Consider the following 20,163-nt stretch of genomic DNA (forward strand, 5'->3'; position numbering starts at 1 on the left):
CGTGTCCACCCTAGAGATCCGTGACCTCAAGGTCGCCGTCGAGGACAAGGAAATCCTGCGCGGCGTCAACCTGACGGTGAAGTCCGGCGAGACGCACGCCATCATGGGCCCCAACGGCTCGGGCAAGTCCACCCTCGCCTACGCGATCGCCGGTCACCCCAAGTACACGATCACCGGCGGCCAGGTGCTGCTCGACGGCGTCGACCTGCTGGAGCTGTCGGTCGACGAGCGCGCCCGCGCCGGCCTGTTCCTCGCCATGCAGTACCCGGTCGAGGTCCCCGGCGTGTCGGTGTCGAACTTCCTGCGCTCGGCCGTCACCTCGGTCCGCGGCGAGGCGCCCAAGCTGCGCGAGTTCGCCAAGGACCTCAAGGCCGGCATGGACGCGCTGTCCATCGACGCCGCCTTCGCCCAGCGCAACCTCAACGAGGGCTTCTCCGGCGGCGAGAAGAAGCGCCACGAGATCCTCCAGCTGGAGCTGCTCAAGCCGAAGATCGCCGTGCTCGACGAGACCGACTCCGGCCTCGACGTCGACGCGCTGCGGGTGGTCTCCGAGGGCATCAACCGCTTCCGCTCCACGGGTGAGACCGGCGTGCTGCTGATCACCCACTACACCCGCATCCTGCGCTACGTGAAGCCCGACTTCGTGCACGTCTTCGCCGGCGGCCGGATCGTCGAGGAGGGCGGGCCGGAGCTGGCCGACAAGCTCGAGGCCGAGGGCTACGAGCAGTACACGAAGGCATCTGCATGACTTCCACCAGCTTGGACGTGGAGAAGATCAGGAAGGACTTCCCGGTCTTCTCCCGCGAGCTGCCCGACGGGCGCCCGCTCGTCTACCTCGACTCGGGCAACTCCTCGCAGAAGCCCAATCAGGTCATCGACACCATGCGCGACCACCTGGCGCTGCACTACAGCAACGTCGGGCGGGCCATGCACGTGCTCGGCGCGGAGTCGACCGAGGCGTACGAGAGCGCGCGCGACAAAGTGGCGGCGTTCGTCGGGGCGGGCTCGCGCGACGAGGTGATCTTCACCAAGAACGCCTCCGAGGCCCTCAACCTCGTGGCCTACTCCTTCGGCAACCCCGCGGGCACCGACCCCCGCTTCACCCTCGGACCCGGCGACGAGATCGTCATCTCCGAGATGGAGCACCACTCCAACATCGTGCCGTGGCAGATGCTCGCGCAGCGCACCGGCGCCACGCTGAAGTGGTTCGGCGTCACCGACGACGGGCGGCTCGACTTCGACCCGGCCGTCGTCACCGAGCGCACGAAGATCGTCTCGATCGCCCACCAGTCGAACGTGCTCGGCACGGTCAACCCGGTCACCGCGGTGGCCGCGCGGGCGCACGAGGTCGGCGCGCTGATCATGCTCGACGCCTCGCAGTCCGTGCCGCACCACCCGGTGGACATGGCCGCGCTGGGCGCCGACTTCGTGGCCTTCACCGGTCACAAGATGGTCGGCCCTTCGGGCATCGGCGTGCTGTGGGGCCGTACCGAGCTGCTGGAGGCCATGCCGCCGTTCCTGGGCGGCGGCGAGATGATCGAGGCGGTCTGGATGGACCGCTCGACGTACGCGCCGATCCCGCACAAGTTCGAGGCCGGCACGCCGCCCATCGTCGAGGCCATCGGCCTCGGCGCGGCGGTCGACTACCTCACCGCGGTCGGCATGGACGCCATCGAGGCGCACGAGCGCTCGCTGACGGCCTACGCCCTCGACGCCCTGCGCGAGGTACCGTCGCTGCGGCTGATCGGGCCCGACTCCCTCGACCAGCGCGGCAGCACGCTGTCGTTCACGCTGGAAGGCATACACCCCCACGATGTGGGGCAGATCCTGGACGACCAGTTCGGGGTCGCCGTCCGCGTCGGGCACCACTGCGCGCGCCCGCTGCACCTGCGGTTCGGAATACCGGCGACCACGCGGGCGTCGTTCTACCTGTACAACACCACGGGCGAGATCGACGCCCTGGTGCGCGGCCTCCATCACGTTCAGAAGGTGTTCGCATAGCCATGATCGGCGAGTCGATGTACCAGGAGCTGATCCTGGAACACTACAAGCACCCGCAGGGGCGGGGGCTGCGCGAGCCGTACGACGCCGAGGTTCACCACGTGAACCCGACGTGCGGCGACGAGATCACGCTGCGGGTCAGGGTGGGCGACGCCGGTAAGATCGAAGACGTCTCCTACGACGGCCAGGGCTGCTCGATCAGCCAGGCGGCCGCCTCCGTGCTGCACGAGCTGGCCACCGGCTCGACGGTCGAGGAGTCGCTGTCGGTGGTCGACGAGTTCACCCGGCTCATGCAGGGCCGGGGGCAGGTCGAGGCCGACGAGGAGGTGCTCGGGGACGCGGTGGCGTTCGCGGGCGTGGCCAAGTTCCCGGCGCGCGTCAAGTGCGCGCTGCTGTCGTGGATGGCCTACAAGGACGCTGTGGTGAGGAGTGCCCAATGAGCAAGCCTGTGGAGACTCCGACCGGCTTCGACGGTGACACCACCGTCGAGGAGGTCATGGAGGCGCTCAAAGACGTCGTCGACCCCGAGCTCGGCATCAACGTCGTCGACCTGGGGCTGATCTACGGGCTCAACCTCGACCCGTCCGACGCCGGTCAGCCCGTGGCCACCATCGACATGACGCTGACCAGCGCGGCCTGCCCGCTGACCGACGTCATCGAGGACCAGGCCCACTCCGCCCTGGAGGGCATGGTCTCCGACGTGAAGATCAACTGGGTCTGGCTGCCGCCGTGGGGCCCGGACAAAATCACTGACGAGGGGCGTGAGCAGCTCCGTATGCTAGGCTTCAACGTCTGATCTTTCTAGCTGTAACGGCTGGCGTTGGGCGTCAGCCGTTTCAGTGTGCCAAGGAGGGGTTTCGGAAGGTCCGTACCCAGCCAGGGAATATCCGATAACATCCCCGGCGTTGGCACCAGGTATACACCAGACGCCTCATCTCGCGTCATCGCGCCGCCTGCGGCCGGTGCCCCGGTGTATCCCCCCTGTGAAGTCCCGCCACGATGGCGGGCGTACTGCAACGTGTACGGCATCAGGCCGTATGTCCCGGCTCGTCCTTTCGCAGAAGTGACGCGCCACTTCGACTGAAAGGCACGAATTTCGTGACCATGCTTGACTCTGTCATGCCCGCGTTCGACGAGACCGCCCCCGAGACGGGCCCGTCGGAGTTCGAACTGCTCGGCCTTCCCAAGCCGCTCATCAGCGGTCTGGCCAAGCAGGGCATCGACAGCCCGTTCCCCATCCAGAGTGCGACGATCCCCGACGTGCTCGCCGGCCATGACGTCCTGGGCCGTGGCCAGACCGGCTCGGGCAAGACCCTGGCCTTCGGTTTGCCGACCATGGCTCGCATCGCGGGGGTGCGGCCCGCCGCCGGCCACCCGCGCGCGATGATCCTTGTGCCCACCCGTGAGCTGGCCCTTCAGGTGCATGACGCGCTCGAACCGCTCGGGCGCGGCCTCGGGCTGCGGATGAAGGTCGTCGTGGGCGGCATGTCCATGGGCAAGCAGATCGAGGCACTGCGCCGCGGCGTCGACATCGTGATCGCCACCCCGGGCCGCCTGGGCGACCTGATCCGGCAGGGCGAGTGCTCGCTGGCGCAGGTCGAGGTCTCCGTCCTCGACGAGGCCGACCACATGTGCGACCTCGGCTTCTTCCCCGTCGTCACCGAGCTGCTGGCCCAGACCCCGACCGACGGGCAGCGCCTGCTGTTCTCGGCCACCCTCGACGGCGACGTCGACAAGCTGGTGCGCCGCTTCCTCAAGGACCCGATCACCCACTCCGTGGCGCCGGCGACCTCGCCGGTCGACACCATGGAGCACCACGTGATGCAGGTCACGCGGGACGACAAGTTCGACGTCACGGCCGAGATCGCCAACCGCGAGGGCCGTACGATCATCTTCGTCCGCACCCAGCACGGCGTCGACCGGCTGTGCAAGCAGCTCGCCCGGGTCGGCATCAAGGCCGGCGGCCTGCACGGCGGCAAGCGCCAGAACCAGCGCACCCGCATCCTGGCCGAGTTCCGCGAGGGCTCGATCAACGTGCTGGTCTGCACCGACGTCGCGGCCCGCGGCATCCACGTCGACAACATCAGCCTGGTGCTGCACGTCGACCCGCCGCAGGACCACAAGAGCTACCTGCACCGCGGCGGCCGTACCGCCCGCGCGGGCGAGAAGGGCACCGTCGTCACCCTGGTGCTGCCCAACGAGCGCCGCTCGACCGACGCCCTGACCAGGCGCGCCGGCATCCACCCGTTCCGGCTCAAGGCCACCCCGGGGCACCCCCGGCTGGCCGAGGTGGCCGGGGCCCGGACGCCGAGCGGCGAGGCCATCCCCGTGTGGGAGCCCGACGTCCGCAAGCCGCTGCGCCCGCGCCGTGAGGGCGGTCACGGCGGCGCCGAGCGCCGGGGCGGGCGTCGTCCGCGCCGCGAGTTCGACGGCGAGCGCCGTCCGCGCCGGCACGAGGACGGCACCTTCGCCGGCGGCGACGACCGTCGTCCGCGCCGTCACGAGGAGTCCGGTGAGGACCGTCGTCCGCGCCGGCACGCCGAGGGCGAGCGGCCGTTCGGCGGCGGGCAGCGTCCGGCCGAGGCGCGCACGTTCGGCGACGACCGCAGGCGTGGCGACCGGCCGCGCGGCGGTTTCCGCTCCGACGACCGTCCTGCCCGTCAGGACGACCGCGGCGGTTTCCGTTCCGACGACCGCCCGGCGTTCCGGCAGGACGACCGCGGCTACCGGTCCGAGGCGCCCCGTGGCGGCGGGTACCGTGACGGCCAGCGCGGCGGCGGCAGCGGTTTCCGCTCCGACGACCGTGGCCGCTTCGGCGCCGACCGTGGCCGCCCGTTCTCGGGCGACCGTGACCGGCCCGCCCGCTCCGACGAGCGCGCCCCCCGCGACGGCTTCCGCCCCGGCGGCGGCTTCCGTTCCGAGGAGCGCGGCAACGGCGGGTTCCGCCGCAACAACGGCGGCCGCCGCTTCGAGCGCTGACGCCGACTGAACGACCGACTGCCCGTCGCACCTCCCGCAGGGGAGGGGCGGCGGGCTTCGTCGTCTCCGGGCGTGCCGCGAGGTCAGTCTCCGGGCGTGCTACGAGGTCAGGACGTCAAGAGCGCGGTCGACGTCGTCGACGGTGTTGTAGACGTGGAAGCCCGCGCGGACCCGGCCGGCGCGCACCGCGGCGCGGATGCCGGCCGCCGCCAGCCGCTCGCCCGGCGCCTCCACCGACACGATCGCCGAGTCGGACGGTTCCAGTCCCAGCCCGGCCCTGAACCGGTTGGCCAGCCCGACGTCGTGCTCGTGGACGCGCTGGGCGCCGATCTCGTTGAGCAGTTCGAGCGCGGGCGCCGCGCCGACGTAGCAGAACCAGGCCGGCGACAGGTCGAAGGCGCGGGCGTCGGAGGCCAGCCGCAGCGGCGGCCCGTAGTAGGAGCCGCCCGGATCGTCGCCGGCGTACCAGTTGGCCGCCAGTGGCCGCATCAGGGAGCGCACGCGTGGCGACAGGTAACCGAACGCGGCCCCGCGCGGCGCCATGAGCCACTTGTAGGCCGCGCACGCCAGCACGTCGATGCCGTCGGCCACCGACACCGGCAGCCACCCGCACGCCTGGGAGCCGTCGGCGATGACCAGCGCGTCGTGGGCGCGGGCGGCGGCGACGACGTCGTGCAGCGGCGTCACGTAGCCGGTGGCCGACTGCACGAGGCTGAAGGCGACGGCGTCGATCCGGCCCGTGACGGCGTCGGCCAGGCGCTCGGCGGGCACGGTCTCGACCTCGGCCGCCACCGCCCACGGGAACAGGTTGCTGGTGAACTCGATCTCCGGCACCAGCACCCGCGCCCCCGGCGGCAGCGCGGTCGCCACCGTGGACATGATCTGCGACACCGTCGAGCCGACCGTCACGTCGGCCGGCTCGGCGCCGACCAGGTGGGCGAAGGCCGTGCGGGCCCGGCCGACGGAGGCGTCCCAGGGCGCCCAGTCGCCGCTGCCGTGCCGCCACTCGGTGAGCACGGCCTGCAACTCCTCGAAGGCCGGGCGGGGCGGAAGGCCGTACGAAGGGGTGTTGAGCCAGCCGGGATCGGCGTCCCAGAGCTTGCCCACGGTCGCGATGTCCATGACCACCAGCCTAGAACGGCCCTCGGGAGACCAAGCGGCGCCCGGACGACGGGCAGGAAGCGGCCGTCTCGCGTGGCGGACTCCGGGCGGCGTCACCGTCGCGCGCAGACTAGGCTTGTCAGGCACGCCAACCGACCGACGAGAGAGACCATGAAGACCTTCGAAGAGCTGTTCGCCGAGCTGTCAGACAAGGCGCGTACCAGGCCCGCGGGCTCGGGCACCGTGGCCGCGCTCGACGCCGGCGTGCATGCCATCGGCAAGAAGGTCGTCGAGGAGGCCGCCGAGAGCTGGATGGCCGCCGAGCACGAGTCGAACGACAGGGCGGCGGAGGAGATCTCCCAGCTCCTCTACCACGTGCAGGTGCTCATGATCGCCAAGGGCATCGGGCTCGACGAGGTGTACAAGCATCTCTAGGGCGCCTCGCGCCCGCCCCGGCGTCCCATCGATCATGAGTGAGGAAGAAGACCCGAACATGCTGCGTCTGGCCGTACCGAACAAGGGCGCGCTCAGCGAAGCCGCCCAGAACATGCTCAAGGAGGCCGGCTACCGGTCCCGCAGGGACAGCAAGGAGCTCGTCGTCGTCGACGAGGACAACGGCTGCGAGCTGTTCTTCCTGCGTCCCCGCGACATCGCCGTCTACGTCGGGGAGGGCACCCTCGACCTCGGCATCACCGGCCGCGACATGCTGATCGACTCCGGCGCGCCGGTCGAGGAGATCATGCCGCTCGGCTTCGGCGGCTCCACCTTCCGCCTGGCCGCCAAGGCGGGCACGATGTCGTCGGTCAAAGACCTCGACGGTCAGCGCATCGCCACCTCCTACGCGGGGCTGCTCGACAAGTACCTGTCCGACCAGGGAGTCGACGCCCGCGTGATCAAGCTCGACGGCGCCGTCGAGACCGCGATCCGGCTCGGCGTGGCCGACGCGGTCGCCGACGTCGTGGAGACCGGCACCACGCTGCGCAACGTCGGCCTGGAGGTGTTCGGCGAGCCGATCATGCGCTCGGAGGGCGTGCTGATCAAGCGGCAGAGCGCGCCGGAGACGCCGGGCATGGGCCAGCTCGTCCGCCGCCTGCAGGGCGTCGTGCACGCCCGCGACTTCGTGATGATGGACTACGACATCCGCGCCGAGCGCATCGAGGAGGCCATCGCCCTCACGCCCGGCATGGAGGGGCCCACGGTCTCGCCGCTCCACCGCGAGGGCTGGGTCGCCGTCCGGGCCATGGTCCGGCGCAAGGGCCACCAGCAGGTGATGGACCAGCTCTGGGACATCGGCGCGCGGGCCATCCTGGTCACCGACATCTACGCCTGCCGCCTCTGACAAATGTCACCGTCAACCCCGGAAGGATCACACTAACGGGGGAAAAGCCGCGCCCGTAGCGTTTGCTGACATGAACGCCATCGTGTTCGACCAGGTCAGCAAGCGCTACGGGGACGTGCTTGCCGTCGACGACCTCTCGCTCGCCATCGAGCCTGGCAAGACCGTGGCCCTGCTCGGCCCCAACGGCGCGGGCAAGTCCACCTCGATCAACATGCTGCTCGGCCTGCTCCGTCCCACCAGCGGCACGATCAGCATCCACGGCCGCACGCCCGACCACGCGGTGCGCTCCGGCGAGCTGGGCGCGATGCTCCAGAACGGCGCCCTCATCCCCGAGCTGTCGGTCAAGGAGCTCATCGAGGTCGTCCGCCGGCTGTACCCCGACCCGCTGCCGCTGGCCGAGATCCTCAAGCTGGCCGACCTGTCGGACCTGGTCAAGCGGCGCGCGAACAAGCTGTCCGGCGGCCAGACGCAGCGCGTCAGGTTCGCCCTGGCCATCGCGGGCGCGCCGAAGATCCTGCTGCTCGACGAGCCGACCGCGGCCATGGACGTGGAGTCCAGGCTGCGGTTCTGGGCCAGCATGCACGACTACGCCGCCGGCGGCAGGACCGTGCTGTTCGCCACCCACTACCTGGAGGAGGCCGACGAGCACTCCGACCGGGTGATCGTCATCGCCCGCGGGCGGCTGGCCGCCGACGGCACCGCCGCCGAGATCAAGGCGGGCGTGGGCGGGCAGGTCGTCCGCTTCACGCTGGGCGATCAGCCCGCGGCCGGGCTCGACCGGCTGCCCGGCGTCACCGCCGTCGAGGTCGCCGCCGGCACCGCCACGCTGCACACCTCCGACCCCGACGCGACCGTGGCCGCCCTGTTCCGGGGCACCGAGCTCGACGTCAGGGGCCTCCAGCTCACCGGCGCCGACCTCGAAGACGCCTTCCTCGCGCTCACCAGGGAGTCCTGATGCTGTTCTACGCCAAGACCGAGGCGATGCGCATGCTGCGCAACCGGCGCTACATCATCTTCGTGGTCATCTTCCCGGTCGTGCTGTACCTGATCAACGCCAACATCTACGGCAAGCAGACCGACGGCGCCGGCGTGAGCTACAGCGTCGTGCTGATGGTCTCCATGGCCGCCTACGGGGCGCTGGCCTCGTCGATGATGAGCTCGGCGGTGCCGTGGGCGACCGAACGGCAGTCCGGCTGGCTGCGCCAGCTCCAGATCACCCCGCTGCCGAACTGGATGATCATCGCCACCAAGCTCGGCACCGCCATGCTGCTCGTGCTGCCCTCGCTGCTGCTGGTGGCCGTCGTCGGGGTCGTCCAGCAGGGCGTGTCGATGCCGGTCGGCCGGTGGGTGCCGCTGCTGCTGGCCATGTGGCTGGGGACGATCCCGTTCATCGCGCTCGGCCTGGCGATCGGGTCGCTGCTGACGGCCGACGCCGCGCAGCCGGCCGCGATGATCTGCATGTTCGTCCTGGCCATCGCGGGCGGCCTGTGGTTCCCGCCCGAGGTGTTCGGCGACACCATGCGGACCGTGGCCGACATCATGCCCTCCTACCACTACGCGAGCCTCGGCTGGAGCATCGTCGCCGGGCACGGCGTCGCGCTGACCGACGTGCTGGTGGTCGGCGGATGGGCGGTCGTCCTGGGCGGGGCTGCCGCCTACCTCTACCGCCGGGCTACTGTTCGGGCATGAGTTTCGCCGACAAGCTGCACTTCGGTGACGGGCGGCCGTCGCCCAGGCGGCGGCTGCTCGGGATGTCCGTCGGCATGGTCTACCTCGTCTTCCCGATCGCCGAGATCGTCGCGGGCGGCGTCACGGGCGCCCGGGCGATCTGGGGGGCCGTGGCGCTGGTCGCGTTCATCGGCTGCTTCGCCGGCACGGTGATCAGCGCCAAGAGCTTCCACGAGCGCTCGCGCGCCACCTTCCCGCTGCTCGGGGTGACCGCGGTGATCGCGGTGGTCAGCGCGTTCGCCTTCGGCGGCGCCTGGCTCACGCTGCCGGTCTACACGGTCGTGCTCTACGGGTTCACCCTCCCGCCCGCCTGGGCGCTGGCCGGGGTGGGCGTGAACCTGGCGGTGGTGGTGGCGGCCGGGGTGCTGACCGGCGACGAGTTCGCCGGCGTCGTCGTCCTGGGGCTGCAGGTCGTCACGCTGGGCGTGTTGTTCATCAGCATCCGCAACAGCCGGGTGCTGACGTTGAGGCTGCACGAGGCGCAGGGCGAGGTGGCCAGGCTGGCGGCCACGGAGGAGCGCCTGCGCATCGCCCGCGACCTGCACGACCTGCTGGGCCACAGCCTGTCGCTGATCGTGCTCAAGAGCGAGCTGGCCGGGCGGCTGGCCGAGGAGTCGCCGCAGGTGCGGCAGGAGATCGCCGACATCGAGTCCGTGGCCAGGCAGGCGCTGGTGGAGGTGCGCGAGGCGGTCACCGGCTACCGGCAGCGCAGCCTGTCGGAGGAGATCGACGGCGCCCGCTCGGTGCTGCGCGCGGCGGGCGTGCGGGCCGAGGTGCGGGTGTCCGGCACGCCGCTGCCCGACCTGCTCGACGGGCTGTTCGGCTGGGCGGTGCGCGAGGGCGTCACCAACGTCGTACGGCACGCGCGGGCCGCCCGTTGCGAGATCCAGGTGACGTACGACGGCGAACACGCCACCCTTGAGATCATGGACGACGGACGCGGCGGCGAGCCGCAGGGCACCGGCAGCGGGCTCAGCGGCCTGCGCGAACGGGTGACGGGCGCGGGCGGCACCATGGAGGCCGGCGGCGCGCCCAAGGGCGGGTTCCGGCTGCGGGTGCTGGTGCCGATCAGAGTGGGGACGGCCGCGTGATCCGGGTGATGCTGGCCGAGGACCAGGGCATGATCCGCGGCGCGCTGGCCTCGCTGCTCGGTCTGGAGCCCGACATCGAGGTGGTCGGCGAGGCGGCCGACGGGAACGAGGCCGTCGCCGTCGCGGTCGCCGCGACCCCCGACATCGCGCTGCTCGACATCGAGATGCCCGGCAAGGACGGCCTCACCGCCGCCGCCGAGATCGCCGCCCGGGTGCCGGGCTGCCGGGTGATGATCCTGACCACGTTCGGGCGGCCCGGCTACCTGCGCACCGCGATGGAGGCCGGGGCGGTGGCGTTCCTGGTCAAGGACAGCCCGGCCAAGGACCTCGCGGCGGCCATCCGCCGGGTGCAGGCGGGGGAGCGGGTCATCGACCCGGGGCTGGCCGCGGCGGCGCTGAGCGCCGGGCCGAACCCGCTGTCGGCGCGTGAGCGCGACGTGCTGGCCGCCGCCGCCGACGGCTCCACCATCGGGGACATCGCCCGCCGCCTGCACCTGTCGGAGGGCACGGTGCGCAACTACCTGTCCTCGGCCATCCAGAAGACGCACGCGCGCAACCGCATCGAGGCCGTGCGGCGGGCCAAGGCGCAGGGCTGGGTCTAGCCGGATCTCAGGTCCGCATGGCGGCGATCTGGCGGATCAGGTCCGACACCCGGACGATGCCCAGGCAGCGGTTGAGCTCGTCGGTGACCACCAGGTCGTCGTAGATGCGGGCCGCGTCCCGGCCGGCGGCCTGCATGGCGGCGATGGCGGGGGTCGTCCTCGGGACCGTGCGCGGCGGGTCGGCCAGGCGCTGGGCGGGCTTGGCGCCGTGCAGGGCGTGCCCGTACCGGGCGGCGAAGGACAGCAGGAACCGGCTGCGGTCGAGGCTGCCCTTGGGGCGCTGGTACTCGTCCACCAGGATCACGCTGGTGATCGTGGGCTCGTGCCCGAACGCGGCCACGACCTCCTCCGCCTTGGCCCCGGCCGGCAGCGTCACCGCCGGGACCAGCAGCTCCTGCACGCGCGGGCCGAGCATCAGCGTGTCCGGCGACTCGTCGGCCACCGGGAGCGGCACCCGGATCTTGCCGTCGGGGCCGGGCGCCAGCAGCGGGCCGTGGGCCAGGCGCACGCCCAGGCCGCGGGCCACCGCCACCTGCCCCTCGCGCTCGACGCCCGGGGCCAGCACGTGCGCGCCGATCCCGCGGGCCAGCGTCACCACCGCGCGCGCCACCGCCGCCGCCCGGTGGTCGCCGGGCAACCTGGTCACCAGCTCCTCGTCCAGTGCCAGCAGGTACGGCGCGGAGTCGGTGACGACGTCCAGCGCCGGGCCGCCCGCGCCCACGTCGGCGAAGCCCAGCAGGTAGCCGATCGTGCGCAGCCCGTCGAGGCTGACCTTCAGCAGGCGGCGGTCCTGCTCCTGGCACGTTCCGGTGAGCATCAGGATCGCCTCACGAGGATGCCTGCCCGCCCGCCGCAGGGCCTCGTGGAGCGGCGCCAGCGCCCCGGCGCCCGAGAGCACCACGTGCAGCGGCAGTGGCAGCACCATGGGCAGCGGAGCCGCCCGGAGAACGCCCGCCGGGTCGACGACGGCGGGCTGCGCGATGACGGCCCCGTTGTCGAGATCCACTACAGGGCTGGTGAGCAGGGAGGACACGTTCAGATGATCCGACCGGCACGGTTTCGGCAGAAGCCCCCCGAAACGAAGTTCACCGACATTTCCGCTATAGTTCCCCCCTTCTCGTGAAGGGAATGTCGTTCGGTTACCCTTCCCGCATGAGCGCGCGTCCAGCCAGAGGCGGCGGCCGCTGGGTCACGGTGCCGCCCGAGCGCGTGCACCCCTGGATCGACGGGTTCGCCGGCCGCCACGGCCCCTTCGAGGCCGCCGGCGACGACCGGGTGGTCCGCCTGACCGCCGCCGACGGCGCGCTGGCCGAGCTGCACGTGCCGTTCCCGCCGATGACCCCCGGCCCGCCGCACGTGACCAGGCTGGTCGCGCACGCGCAGGCCGCGCGGCGGGTGGGCGTGCTGCTGGTCCGGCTCGGCGGGTACGCGGCCGGGGTGTTCCACGGCGCCGAGCTGCTGGACTCCAAGGTCGGCTCCCGGCTGGTGCAGGGGCGTACGGCGGCCGGCGGGTGGTCGCAACAGCGCTTCGCCAGGAGGCGGCAGAAGCAGGCGGCCCAGGCGTTCGACAGCGCGGCGGAGACGGCGGTGCGGGTGCTCGTGCCGCGGCTCGGCGAGCTGGAGGCGGTGGTGCTCGGCGGCGACCGGCGGGCGGTCGACGCGCTGCGCGGCGACCGGCGGCTCGCGCCGGTGTTCGCGCTGGAGAGCGAGCCGTTCCTGGTGGTGCCCGACCCGAGGCTCGCGGTCCTGCGCGACGCGCCCGCCCGGTTCCGGGCCGTCCGGATCCGGGTGGTCGACCCGTCCTGAGCCCTGAGGGGTCGTTCAGGCGGTCAGGACGCCGGGAGGAAGGCGTCGGCGTGGTCGGCGACGAAGGCGGCCAGGGTGCGGGGCGGGCGGCCGGTGACGTCCTCGACGGTGGTGGTGATCTCCGCCCAGCCGGTCCGGCTCAGCGTCGCCTGCGTGGTGGCCAGCTCGGTGGCGAACGGCTCAGGGATCCCCTGCCCGGCCAGCCGCGCGGCCATCTCGGGCACCGGCAGGTCCACGTAGGACACGGGACGCCCCAGCACGCGGGTCATCGTCGCCGCGATCTCCTCGTGGGTGGGCGACTCGGGCCCGGTCAGCAGGTACGAGCCCGACGCGCCCACCGGCCGGGTCAGCAGGGCGGCGGCCACCGCGGCGATGTCCCTGGCGTCGATGTAGTTCATCCCGCCGGCGCCCCAGGAGCCGTGGAAGCGGTCGCCGCGCACCTCGCCGAGCAGGTTCTGCATGAACCCGGTCGGCTGCAGCACGGCGTGCGGCACGCCGGAGGCCCGCAGGTGCTCGTCGACCTCGCCGTGGGGCCCGGCGCTGAGCGCGGCGCCGGGGGCGGCGTCGCGTACCGAGACCTCGACGATCTGCGCCACACCCGCCTCGGCGGCCAGATCGACGACCTCGTTGAGCCGCTCGGCGAACCCGGGGAACGGCGAGCTGTTGAGGAACAGCCGGTCGCCGGGGGACAGCAGCCGGCCGATCGTCTCCGGCCGGGTGAAGTCGCCGACGGCGTGCCGTACGCCCAGGTCGGCGGGCGTACGCGACACCGCGAGCACGTCCCGGCCGGCGAGCTGGGCGACCAGGGCCCGGCCGATGGAGCCGGTCGCGCCGGTGATCACGATCATGATGGCCTCCTAAGTGGAATCTCTTCGTCCGCTTGCCCGGACGGTACACTAAGCGGAAACTGTTCGTCCACTTAGGAGGTCGGGACGTGCGCGCGGACGCCAGAAGGAACCTGGTCAAGATCCTCGACGCGGCCGCCCGGGTGATGGCCGAGCGCGGCGTCAACGCGCCCATGGAGCTCATCGCGCGGCAGGCCGGCGTCGGCGTCGGCACCCTCTACCGCCGCTTCCCCGACCGCGACGCGCTCATCGCCGCGATGGGCGAGCATTACGTCCAGTCGCTGGCCGAGGCCCTGGAGCACGCCGTCGCCGGCGAGCGGGACGCCTGGAGCGCGCTGCGCGGCTTCGTGCTGTGGGCCGCCGCCCCCGGCCGCATCGCCCTGGCCGCCGCGCTGGCCCACCTGCCGCAGGAGGCCATCGCGGGCGCGGCGGAGTTCGCCGAGAGCAAGGAACGCTGGCTGGGGCTGCTCCAGGGGCTCGTCCGCCGGGCCCAGGCCGAGGGCGGCATGCGTCCCGACGTGACCTGGGAGGACGTCGTCAGCCTGCTCAACGTCTTCACCTGCCACCCCGACGGGCTGCCCGCCCCCGTGGCCGCCCGTCCGGAGAAGTACCTGCACCTCATGCTCGACGGGATGGCCGCCGGCGCCGCGACCGCGCTGCCGACCTGACGGCTCCTGTCCCAGGCGTACCGGAGGGCACCTGGAGCCCCTATAAGCAGAGGTAGCGCCTGGCACGGGGGCCCTACACTGATCTGTATGCATACTCCCGATTGACCGGCGGTCGCACGCCCAATCCTCGTTTCCTAGCTCGGGAGTGTCCGCCAATATGATCATCGCCAGTGACATCGAGCTGCGCGCGGGCGCGCGCCTGCTCATCGAGAACGCCTCCTTCCGGGTCAACCCCGGCGACAAGATAGGTCTGGTCGGCCGCAACGGCGCGGGCAAGACCACCCTGACCAAGGTGCTCGCGGGGGAGGCGCTGCCCGCCGCGGGCTCGGTCACCTCCTCCGGCAGCATCGGCTACCTGCCCCAGGACCCCCGTACGGGCGACCTGCAGGTGCTGGCCCGCGACCGCATCCTGTCCGCGCGCGGCCTCGACGAGGTCCTGCGCAAGCTGCGCGAGGCCGAGATCGGCATGTCCTCCGCCGACGAGCGCACCCGCGAGAAGGCCGTCAAGAAGTACGGCAGGCTCGAAGACCAGATGCACGTGCTCGGCGGCTACGCGGCCGAGTCCGAGGCCGCCTCCATCGCCTCCAGCCTCGGCCTGCCCGACCGGGTCCTCGGCCAGACGTTGCAAACGCTTTCCGGCGGTCAGCGGCGCCGCGTGGAATTGGCGCGAATTCTTTTCAGCGGAGCGGAAACTCTCCTTCTTGACGAGCCGACAAACCACCTAGATGCGGACTCAATCGGGTGGCTTCGTGATTTTTTGCGCTCTCATCAAGGTGGCTTGGTGATCATCAGTCACGACGTCGGCCTTCTTGAAGCCACGGTCAACAAGGTCCTCCACCTCGACGCCAACCGTTCGGTGATCGACCACTACAACGTCGGCTGGACGGCCTACCTGGCCCAGCGCGAGACCGACGAGAAGCGCAGGAAGCGCGAGCGCGCCAACGCCGAGAAGCAGGCGGGCGCGCTGCTGGCCCAGGCCGACAAGATGCGCGCCAAGGCCACCAAGGCCAAGGCGGCCCAGGACATGATGCGCCGCGCCCACCGCCTGCTGGCCGGCACCGAGGAGGAGCGCCAGAGCGACAAGGTCGCCCGTCTGCGCTTCCCCGAGCCGCTGCCGTGCGGCCGCACGCCGCTCATGGCCGAGGGCCTGTCGAAGTCCTACGGCTCCCTGGAGGTCTTCACCGACGTCAACGTGGCCATCGACCGAGGTCACAGGGTCGTCATCCTCGGCCTCAACGGCGCCGGCAAGACCACGCTGCTGCGCATACTCGGCGGCATCGAGTCCCCCGACACCGGCGAGCTGCGGCCCGGTCACGGCCTGAAGGTCGGCTACTACGCCCAGGAGCACGAGACCCTCGACCCCTCCCGCACGCTCCTGGAGAACATGCGCTCGGCGGGCGGCGAGTTCACCGACACCGAGCTGCGCAAGGTCCTCGGCTCGTTCCTGTTCTCCGGCGACGACGTCGACAAGCCCGCCGGCGTCCTGTCCGGCGGCGAGAAGACCCGGCTCGCGCTGGCGATCCTGGTGCTGTCGAGCGCCAACGTCCTGCTGCTCGACGAGCCCACGAACAACCTCGATCCGGTCAGTCGCGAGCAGGTTCTCAACGCTCTGAGGTCGTATTCAGGAGCAATCGTCCTCGTCACCCATGACGAGGGTGCCGTTGACGCCTTGTCACCGGATAGGGTGATCTTGCTGCCTGACGGAACTGAAGACGCGTGGAGCGACGAATTTTCCGATCTTGTGGCACTTGCCTGATCTTAATTTGAGTGGGTACGGATCTTTTCCCGTGGAGTAGGTAGCCGATCCCGCTGAAATGACTGATCATGGCGGAGTAACGCTGCGGAAGTCCGGCACTACAGGAGGTACTCGTGGCCGAGACACTGAAGAAGGGCACCCGGGTCACCGGGGCCGACCGGGAAAAACTGGCCGGCGATCTCAAGAAGCGCTACGCACAGGGCGAGAGCATCCGCGCCCTGGCCGCTTCGACCGGTCGGTCTTACGGGTTCATCCACCGCATCCTTAGCGAGTCCGGTGTGACTCTGCGCGGGCGCGGCGGGGCGACTCGAGGCAAGACCAAGCGCTGACGGCTGTCTCGGAACGTGCGACCGCAGCCGCCCGTCCCTAGTCAGCCGCTGTCGCGCCCGAGCCAGAATCATATTCTGTAAGCTCGGGCGCGACGGTCAGCCTTGGTGGCGCACCCCGTGCGCGACCGGACACAGGGAGCAGGCGATGGCGGAAGCACAGGCACCACAGCGCGGGGGGAACGCGGAGGACGTCTCTGCCGAAAGGCTGGCGGAGATCGGGCTTCGCTATGAGGTGGACGGTGAGATAGCGACGATCACGCTGGACCGGCCGGAAAAGCGCAACGCCCAGACGTTCGCGACATGGTCGGCGTTGGCTCGCATCGGGGAGAGCCTTCCCGAACAGGTGCGCGTCGTCGTCGTGAAAGGTGAGGGACCGTCCTTCTCGGCAGGAATCGACCTGCGGATGTTCACACCGGAGGGAGTGCCCGGACAGGGCTCGTTCAGCTCGGCCGCCGCAACCGACGGCGAGACCTTCGAGCAGCGCATACGTCAGGCACAGGACGGTTTCCTGTGGCTGCGCCGCCCGGAGATCGTCTCCATCGCCGCCGTGCAGGGCCACGCGATCGGCGCGGGGTTCCAGCTCGCGCTCGCCTGTGACCTGCGCATCGTGGCCGACGACGTCACCTTCTGCATGAAAGAGCCCGCACTGGGCCTGGTCCCGGATCTGACGGGGACCAAACCGCTGGTCGAGCTGGTCGGACTGGCCAAGGCGATCGACATCTGCCTGACCGCCAGGAACGTGTACGCCGAGGAGGCCATGCGCATCGGCCTCGCGGAGCAGGTGGTCGCCGGGGGCGACCTGGACAAGACCGTACAGAACAAGATCGCGGAGCTGCTGTCGACGAACCGGGACGCGGCGGTGGCGACGAAGCGCCTCCTCCAGGGGGCGCGGGCGCGCACCCTGGAGGAGCAGAGCGCGGCCGAGGGCAGGGAGCAGGCCAAGCGCATCAAAGCCCTGTTCGGCCCGCGGTAGGACGGCCGGCCGGCCGGAGGCGGGGCTCCGGTTCGCCGTGAGCGGATCGCGGAATCGCCGGAGGGCCTCGCGACGCTGAATCCGGGGGAGGAGGAGGGATCCCCCGTATGGCGATGATGGGAGGGGGCTTCGGCCCTCAGGTCTGGATGTCACTGCGCCGCGACGGCTCGGTGACCAAGCAGCGCATCGCGCCGGGCACGGTCCGGCGCATCGGCAGGCACGCGCGCCCGCACCTCAGGAAGATCGCGGCGTTCCTGCTGCTGGTGGTGGCCGGGGCGGTGATCGTGGTGGCCAACCCGCTGCTGATGAAGGCGATCATCGACGACGGCATCCTGACCGGCCGCACCGACGTGGTGATCGGCCTGGCCGTGGCCATCGCCGCGCTCGCCGTCCTCGACGCCGCGCTGACGCTGGCGCAACGCTGGTTCTCCGCGCGCATCGGCGAGGGGCTCATCTACGACCTGCGCACCGAGGTCTTCGACCACGTGCAGCGCATGCCGGTGGCCTTCTTCATGCGGGCGCAGACCGGCGCGCTGGTCAGCCGGCTCAACAGCGACGTGATCGGCGCCCAGCGGGCGCTGACCAGCACGCTGTCGTCCGTGGTGTCCAACGTGGTCAGCCTGGTCCTGGTGCTGGGCGCGATGCTGGCGCTGTCGTGGCAGGTCACGCTGGTCGCGCTGGTGCTGCTGCCGATCTTCATCGTGCCCGCCAAGTACGTCGGCCGGCGCATGTCCGCGCTGACCCGCGAGCAGATGCAGCTCGACGCCGAGATGAGCTCGGTCACCACCGAGCGCTTCAACGTGGCCGGCGCGATGGTCGCCAAGCTCTACGGCCGGCCCGAGGACGACGCGGCCACCTACGCCGCCCGGGCCGGGCGCGTCCGCGACGTCGGCGTGACCGTCGGCATGTACGGCACGGTGTTCCGGGTGGCGCTCGGCCTGGTCGCGGCCCTGGCCACCGCGCTGGTCTACGGCATCGGCGGCGTGCTCGCCGTCGGCGGCGCCTTCGAGCTGGGCACGCTGGTGGCCCTGACCGCCCTGCTGATGCGCCTGTACGGCCCGCTGACGTCCCTGTCCAACGTGCACGTCGACGTGATGACGGCGCTGGTCAGCTTCGACCGCGTCTTCGAGATCCTCGACCTCAAGCCGATGGTCGCCGAGCGGCCCGGCGCGCGTCCGGTGCCGAAGGGCCCGGTCACCATCGAGTTCGACGACGTGCGCTTCCGCTACCCGGCGGCCGAGGAGGTCTCGCTGGCCTCCCTGGAGTCGGTGGCCCGCCAGGACTCCGGGGGCCCGTCGCAGGAGGTGCTGAAGGGCGTCTCCTTCACCGCCCGGCCCGGCGAGATGATCGCGCTGGTCGGCCACTCCGGCGCGGGCAAGACCACCATCACCTCCCTGGTCTCCCGGCTCTACGACGTCAACGAGGGGGCCGTCCGGATCAACGGGCTCGACGTGCGCGAGGCCACGCTCGACTCGCTGCGCGACACCGTCGGCGTCGTCATGCAGGACGCCCACCTGTTCCACGACACGATCGGGGCCAACCTCCGCTACGCCAGGCCCGGCGCGAGCGAGGAGGAGATCCGCGACGCGCTGCGGGCCGCGCAGATCGGCGACCTGGTCGAGGGGCTGCCCGACGGGCTCGACACCGTCGTCGGCGACCGCGGCTACCGGCTGTCCGGCGGCGAGAAGCAGCGGCTGGCGCTGGCCAGGCTGCTGCTGAAGGCGCCGCGCGTGGTCGTGCTCGACGAGGCGACCGCGCACCTCGACTCCGAGTCCGAGGCGGCCGTGCAGCTCGCGCTCAAGACGGCCCTGCACGGCCGTACGTCGCTGGTCATCGCCCACCGGCTGTCCACGATCAGGGAGGCCGACGAGATCCTCGTCGTGCACGACGGGCGCGTGGCCGAGCGCGGCCGGCACGATGAGCTGCTGGCGCGCGGCGGCCACTACGCCGAGCTCTACCGCACCCAGTTCAGCTCGGGAGATAGCCCAGCCGGGTGAGCTCCTGCCGGGCGACCTTCTCCACCAGCTCCAGGTCGGCCGGCCGCAGCCGGGCCCGCCAGGCGCCGACCTCGGGGACGCGCGAGCCGTACAGCGCGATCTTGGACACCCGCGTTTCCAGGAACTCGGTGAGCGCGGCCAGCGTGTCGGCGGGCTTGAGCGCCAGGTCCTCGTAGCGGACGGTGAGCAGCTGCCGCTCGGGCAGCTCCCGGCGCAGCTCGGCGCTCAGCCGCACGGCGCTGCGCCAGCGCAGCGCCGCCTTGCCCGCCGCGGGCATGCCCTTCCACCGGTCGAGGTGCTCGTCCTTGTTGACGCCGAGGAAGGCGTTGGGGAACTCGGTGCTGTCGGAGAGCATCGCGGGCTTGAACCAGGCCAGGCACGCCGGGTCGGCGAGCATGCCGGCGACGGCGTCCCTGCCGTCCCTGATGAGCTGGACGAAGCGGGCGTCGGGGAACGCCTGGAGCAGCACGGGCGCGCTGTAGAGCAGGTCGGGGCTGCCGTCGCCGAACCGCGTCACCTCGCCGGGCTCCACGCACGGCCCGCTGCCGGTCACGCCGCCCGCCTCCCGGCACGGCTCGGCGCACTGCCCGCACGAGCGCGGGGAGACCTGCCAGGACTCGGCCAGCGCGTCGCGCAGCACGCGGACCGCGCCCGACGTGCGGCCGATGGACGGTTTGCGGGCGAAGGCGTACACGACGTGCGCCACGCTCGCGCGGCCCGTCGTGACGTGGAAGCCGGGGGAGCGTTTGAGGGCGCGGGCCAGCAGGTCCGCGCCGGAGTGCGGGGCGCCGAGCAGGAAGACGGGCCTGCGGACCTTGATGCCGTTGACCACGAGGATGTGGGGCGGAAGTCGCATACTGGACCACAAGTGTGACACCGTTTGGCAGGTGAACGAGCCAATCAGCGTTTCGGTGCTTACCCGGGCCCAGGCGCTCCCAGGCGTGCAGG

21 protein-coding genes are annotated in these 20,163 nt (G+C 71.4%); 17 read left to right on the top strand and 4 right to left on the bottom strand.

Annotated elements, in window-relative coordinates; genetic code table 11:
• The first annotated feature begins 1 nt into the window (after position 1).
• The 5 genes from sufC to AB0J46_RS40600 all read left to right on the top strand — a co-directional run bounded on the left by sufC (position 2) and on the right by AB0J46_RS40600 (position 4,980).
• A complete protein-coding gene (gene sufC / locus AB0J46_RS40580; RefSeq protein WP_352325533.1) occupies positions 2–748 on the top strand; it encodes a Fe-S cluster assembly ATPase SufC in 747 nt (248 codons plus the stop codon).
• Positions 745–2,001 (top strand): cysteine desulfurase, encoded by a 1,257-nt coding sequence (locus AB0J46_RS40585; RefSeq protein WP_352364375.1) that lies wholly within the window; start codon positions 745–747, stop codon positions 1,999–2,001. The genes sufC and AB0J46_RS40585 overlap by 4 nt, the downstream gene beginning before the upstream one ends.
• A 2-nt stretch (positions 2,002–2,003) precedes the next feature.
• Complete coding sequence (sufU, locus tag AB0J46_RS40590; RefSeq protein ID WP_352325531.1) at positions 2,004–2,441, top strand: Fe-S cluster assembly sulfur transfer protein SufU; 438 nt, start codon at positions 2,004–2,006, stop codon at positions 2,439–2,441.
• A complete protein-coding gene (locus tag AB0J46_RS40595) occupies positions 2,438–2,797 on the top strand; it encodes a metal-sulfur cluster assembly factor (RefSeq protein WP_352325530.1) in 360 nt (119 codons plus the stop codon). The genes sufU and AB0J46_RS40595 overlap by 4 nt, the downstream gene beginning before the upstream one ends.
• A gap of 308 nt (positions 2,798–3,105) precedes the next feature.
• Positions 3,106–4,980, top strand: a complete 1,875-nt coding sequence (locus AB0J46_RS40600; protein ID WP_364340084.1) for a DEAD/DEAH box helicase — start codon at positions 3,106–3,108, stop codon at positions 4,978–4,980.
• A 99-nt stretch (positions 4,981–5,079) separates the two neighbouring features.
• Here AB0J46_RS40600 and AB0J46_RS40605 read toward each other — a convergent pair whose 3' ends face one another.
• Positions 5,080–6,102, bottom strand: coding sequence for an aminotransferase class V-fold PLP-dependent enzyme (locus tag AB0J46_RS40605; protein ID WP_364340086.1), 1,023 nt, complete (start codon positions 6,100–6,102; stop codon positions 5,080–5,082).
• 150 nt (positions 6,103–6,252) lie between these two features.
• On the opposite strand from AB0J46_RS40605, the gene AB0J46_RS40610 reads away from it, so the two are divergent.
• From AB0J46_RS40610 to AB0J46_RS40635, 6 genes are all read left to right on the top strand, one after another.
• Complete coding sequence (locus tag AB0J46_RS40610; RefSeq protein WP_189652386.1) at positions 6,253–6,516, top strand: phosphoribosyl-ATP diphosphatase; 264 nt, start codon at positions 6,253–6,255, stop codon at positions 6,514–6,516.
• A gap of 58 nt (positions 6,517–6,574) precedes the next feature.
• Positions 6,575–7,420 (top strand): ATP phosphoribosyltransferase, encoded by an 846-nt coding sequence (hisG, locus tag AB0J46_RS40615; protein ID WP_352325534.1) that lies wholly within the window; start codon positions 6,575–6,577, stop codon positions 7,418–7,420.
• 70 nt (positions 7,421–7,490) lie between these two features.
• A complete protein-coding gene (locus AB0J46_RS40620; RefSeq protein WP_364340087.1) occupies positions 7,491–8,375 on the top strand; it encodes an ABC transporter ATP-binding protein in 885 nt (294 codons plus the stop codon).
• Complete coding sequence (locus AB0J46_RS40625) at positions 8,375–9,109, top strand: ABC transporter permease (RefSeq protein ID WP_364340089.1); 735 nt, start codon at positions 8,375–8,377, stop codon at positions 9,107–9,109. The genes AB0J46_RS40620 and AB0J46_RS40625 overlap by 1 nt, the downstream gene beginning before the upstream one ends.
• Positions 9,106–10,239 (top strand): sensor histidine kinase, encoded by a 1,134-nt coding sequence (locus AB0J46_RS40630; protein WP_364340091.1) that lies wholly within the window; start codon positions 9,106–9,108, stop codon positions 10,237–10,239. Before AB0J46_RS40625 ends, AB0J46_RS40630 begins: the two co-directional genes overlap by 4 nt.
• Entirely contained in the window at positions 10,236–10,841 is a 606-nt protein-coding gene (locus AB0J46_RS40635; protein ID WP_358300103.1) for a response regulator transcription factor, read from the top strand. Before AB0J46_RS40630 ends, AB0J46_RS40635 begins: the two co-directional genes overlap by 4 nt.
• Positions 10,842–10,848: 7 nt before the next feature.
• Here the strand turns inward: AB0J46_RS40635 and AB0J46_RS40640 are convergent, their stop codons facing one another.
• Entirely contained in the window at positions 10,849–11,874 is a 1,026-nt protein-coding gene (locus AB0J46_RS40640; RefSeq protein WP_358300100.1) for an EAL domain-containing protein, read from the bottom strand.
• Positions 11,875–11,993: 119 nt separating this feature from the next.
• Here AB0J46_RS40640 and AB0J46_RS40645 point away from each other — a divergent pair, with 119 nt between their 5' ends.
• A complete protein-coding gene (locus tag AB0J46_RS40645; RefSeq protein WP_364340093.1) occupies positions 11,994–12,647 on the top strand; it encodes an acVLRF1 family peptidyl-tRNA hydrolase in 654 nt (217 codons plus the stop codon).
• A gap of 23 nt (positions 12,648–12,670) precedes the next feature.
• Here AB0J46_RS40645 and AB0J46_RS40650 read toward each other — a convergent pair whose 3' ends face one another.
• Complete coding sequence (locus tag AB0J46_RS40650) at positions 12,671–13,495, bottom strand: NAD(P)H-binding protein (RefSeq protein ID WP_364340095.1); 825 nt, start codon at positions 13,493–13,495, stop codon at positions 12,671–12,673.
• An 86-nt stretch (positions 13,496–13,581) separates the two neighbouring features.
• Between AB0J46_RS40650 and AB0J46_RS40655 the strand changes: the two genes are divergently transcribed.
• From AB0J46_RS40655 to AB0J46_RS40675, 5 genes are all read left to right on the top strand, one after another.
• Positions 13,582–14,160 (top strand): helix-turn-helix domain-containing protein, encoded by a 579-nt coding sequence (locus AB0J46_RS40655; RefSeq protein ID WP_364340097.1) that lies wholly within the window; start codon positions 13,582–13,584, stop codon positions 14,158–14,160.
• Positions 14,161–14,317: 157 nt separating this feature from the next.
• Complete coding sequence (locus tag AB0J46_RS40660) at positions 14,318–15,916, top strand: ABC-F family ATP-binding cassette domain-containing protein (protein ID WP_364340099.1); 1,599 nt, start codon at positions 14,318–14,320, stop codon at positions 15,914–15,916.
• A 113-nt stretch (positions 15,917–16,029) separates the two neighbouring features.
• Entirely contained in the window at positions 16,030–16,245 is a 216-nt protein-coding gene (locus AB0J46_RS40665) for a helix-turn-helix domain-containing protein (RefSeq protein WP_352363545.1), read from the top strand.
• A 145-nt stretch (positions 16,246–16,390) separates the two neighbouring features.
• A complete protein-coding gene (locus AB0J46_RS40670) occupies positions 16,391–17,218 on the top strand; it encodes an enoyl-CoA hydratase/isomerase family protein (protein WP_352363543.1) in 828 nt (275 codons plus the stop codon).
• Between the two features lie 107 nt (positions 17,219–17,325).
• Complete coding sequence (locus AB0J46_RS40675) at positions 17,326–19,215, top strand: ABC transporter ATP-binding protein (protein WP_364340101.1); 1,890 nt, start codon at positions 17,326–17,328, stop codon at positions 19,213–19,215.
• Here the strand turns inward: AB0J46_RS40675 and AB0J46_RS40680 are convergent.
• Entirely contained in the window at positions 19,187–20,071 is an 885-nt protein-coding gene (locus AB0J46_RS40680; RefSeq protein WP_364340103.1) for a sulfotransferase, read from the bottom strand. The two genes, AB0J46_RS40675 and AB0J46_RS40680, sit on opposite strands and share 29 nt — an antisense overlap.
• Positions 20,072–20,163 lie beyond the last annotated feature (92 nt).

The sequence above is a fragment of the Nonomuraea sp. NPDC049758 genome, from assembly GCF_040674635.1.
Classification (GTDB): domain Bacteria; phylum Actinomycetota; class Actinomycetes; order Streptosporangiales; family Streptosporangiaceae; genus Nonomuraea.

Bases quoted from the DNA above. Each gene is read 5' to 3' on its own strand.
- AB0J46_RS40585 (WP_352364375.1), top strand. From the start codon at position 745: ATGACTTCCACCAGCTTGGACGTGGAGAAGATCAGGAAGGACTTCCCG.
- sufU (WP_352325531.1), top strand. From the start codon at position 2,004: ATGATCGGCGAGTCGATGTACCAGGAGCTGATCCTGGAACACTACAAG.
- AB0J46_RS40595 (WP_352325530.1), top strand. From the start codon at position 2,438: ATGAGCAAGCCTGTGGAGACTCCGACCGGCTTCGACGGTGACACCACC.
- AB0J46_RS40600 (WP_364340084.1), top strand. From the start codon at position 3,106: ATGCTTGACTCTGTCATGCCCGCGTTCGACGAGACCGCCCCCGAGACG.
- AB0J46_RS40605 (WP_364340086.1), bottom strand. From the start codon at position 6,102: ATGGACATCGCGACCGTGGGCAAGCTCTGGGACGCCGATCCCGGCTGG.
- AB0J46_RS40610 (WP_189652386.1), top strand. From the start codon at position 6,253: ATGAAGACCTTCGAAGAGCTGTTCGCCGAGCTGTCAGACAAGGCGCGT.
- hisG (WP_352325534.1), top strand. From the start codon at position 6,575: ATGCTGCGTCTGGCCGTACCGAACAAGGGCGCGCTCAGCGAAGCCGCC.
- AB0J46_RS40620 (WP_364340087.1), top strand. From the start codon at position 7,491: ATGAACGCCATCGTGTTCGACCAGGTCAGCAAGCGCTACGGGGACGTG.
- AB0J46_RS40625 (WP_364340089.1), top strand. From the start codon at position 8,375: ATGCTGTTCTACGCCAAGACCGAGGCGATGCGCATGCTGCGCAACCGG.
- AB0J46_RS40630 (WP_364340091.1), top strand. From the start codon at position 9,106: ATGAGTTTCGCCGACAAGCTGCACTTCGGTGACGGGCGGCCGTCGCCC.
- AB0J46_RS40645 (WP_364340093.1), top strand. From the start codon at position 11,994: ATGAGCGCGCGTCCAGCCAGAGGCGGCGGCCGCTGGGTCACGGTGCCG.
- AB0J46_RS40650 (WP_364340095.1), bottom strand. From the start codon at position 13,495: ATGATCGTGATCACCGGCGCGACCGGCTCCATCGGCCGGGCCCTGGTC.
- AB0J46_RS40660 (WP_364340099.1), top strand. From the start codon at position 14,318: ATGATCATCGCCAGTGACATCGAGCTGCGCGCGGGCGCGCGCCTGCTC.
- AB0J46_RS40670 (WP_352363543.1), top strand. From the start codon at position 16,391: ATGGCGGAAGCACAGGCACCACAGCGCGGGGGGAACGCGGAGGACGTC.
- AB0J46_RS40675 (WP_364340101.1), top strand. From the start codon at position 17,326: ATGGCGATGATGGGAGGGGGCTTCGGCCCTCAGGTCTGGATGTCACTG.
- AB0J46_RS40680 (WP_364340103.1), bottom strand. From the start codon at position 20,071: ATGCGACTTCCGCCCCACATCCTCGTGGTCAACGGCATCAAGGTCCGC.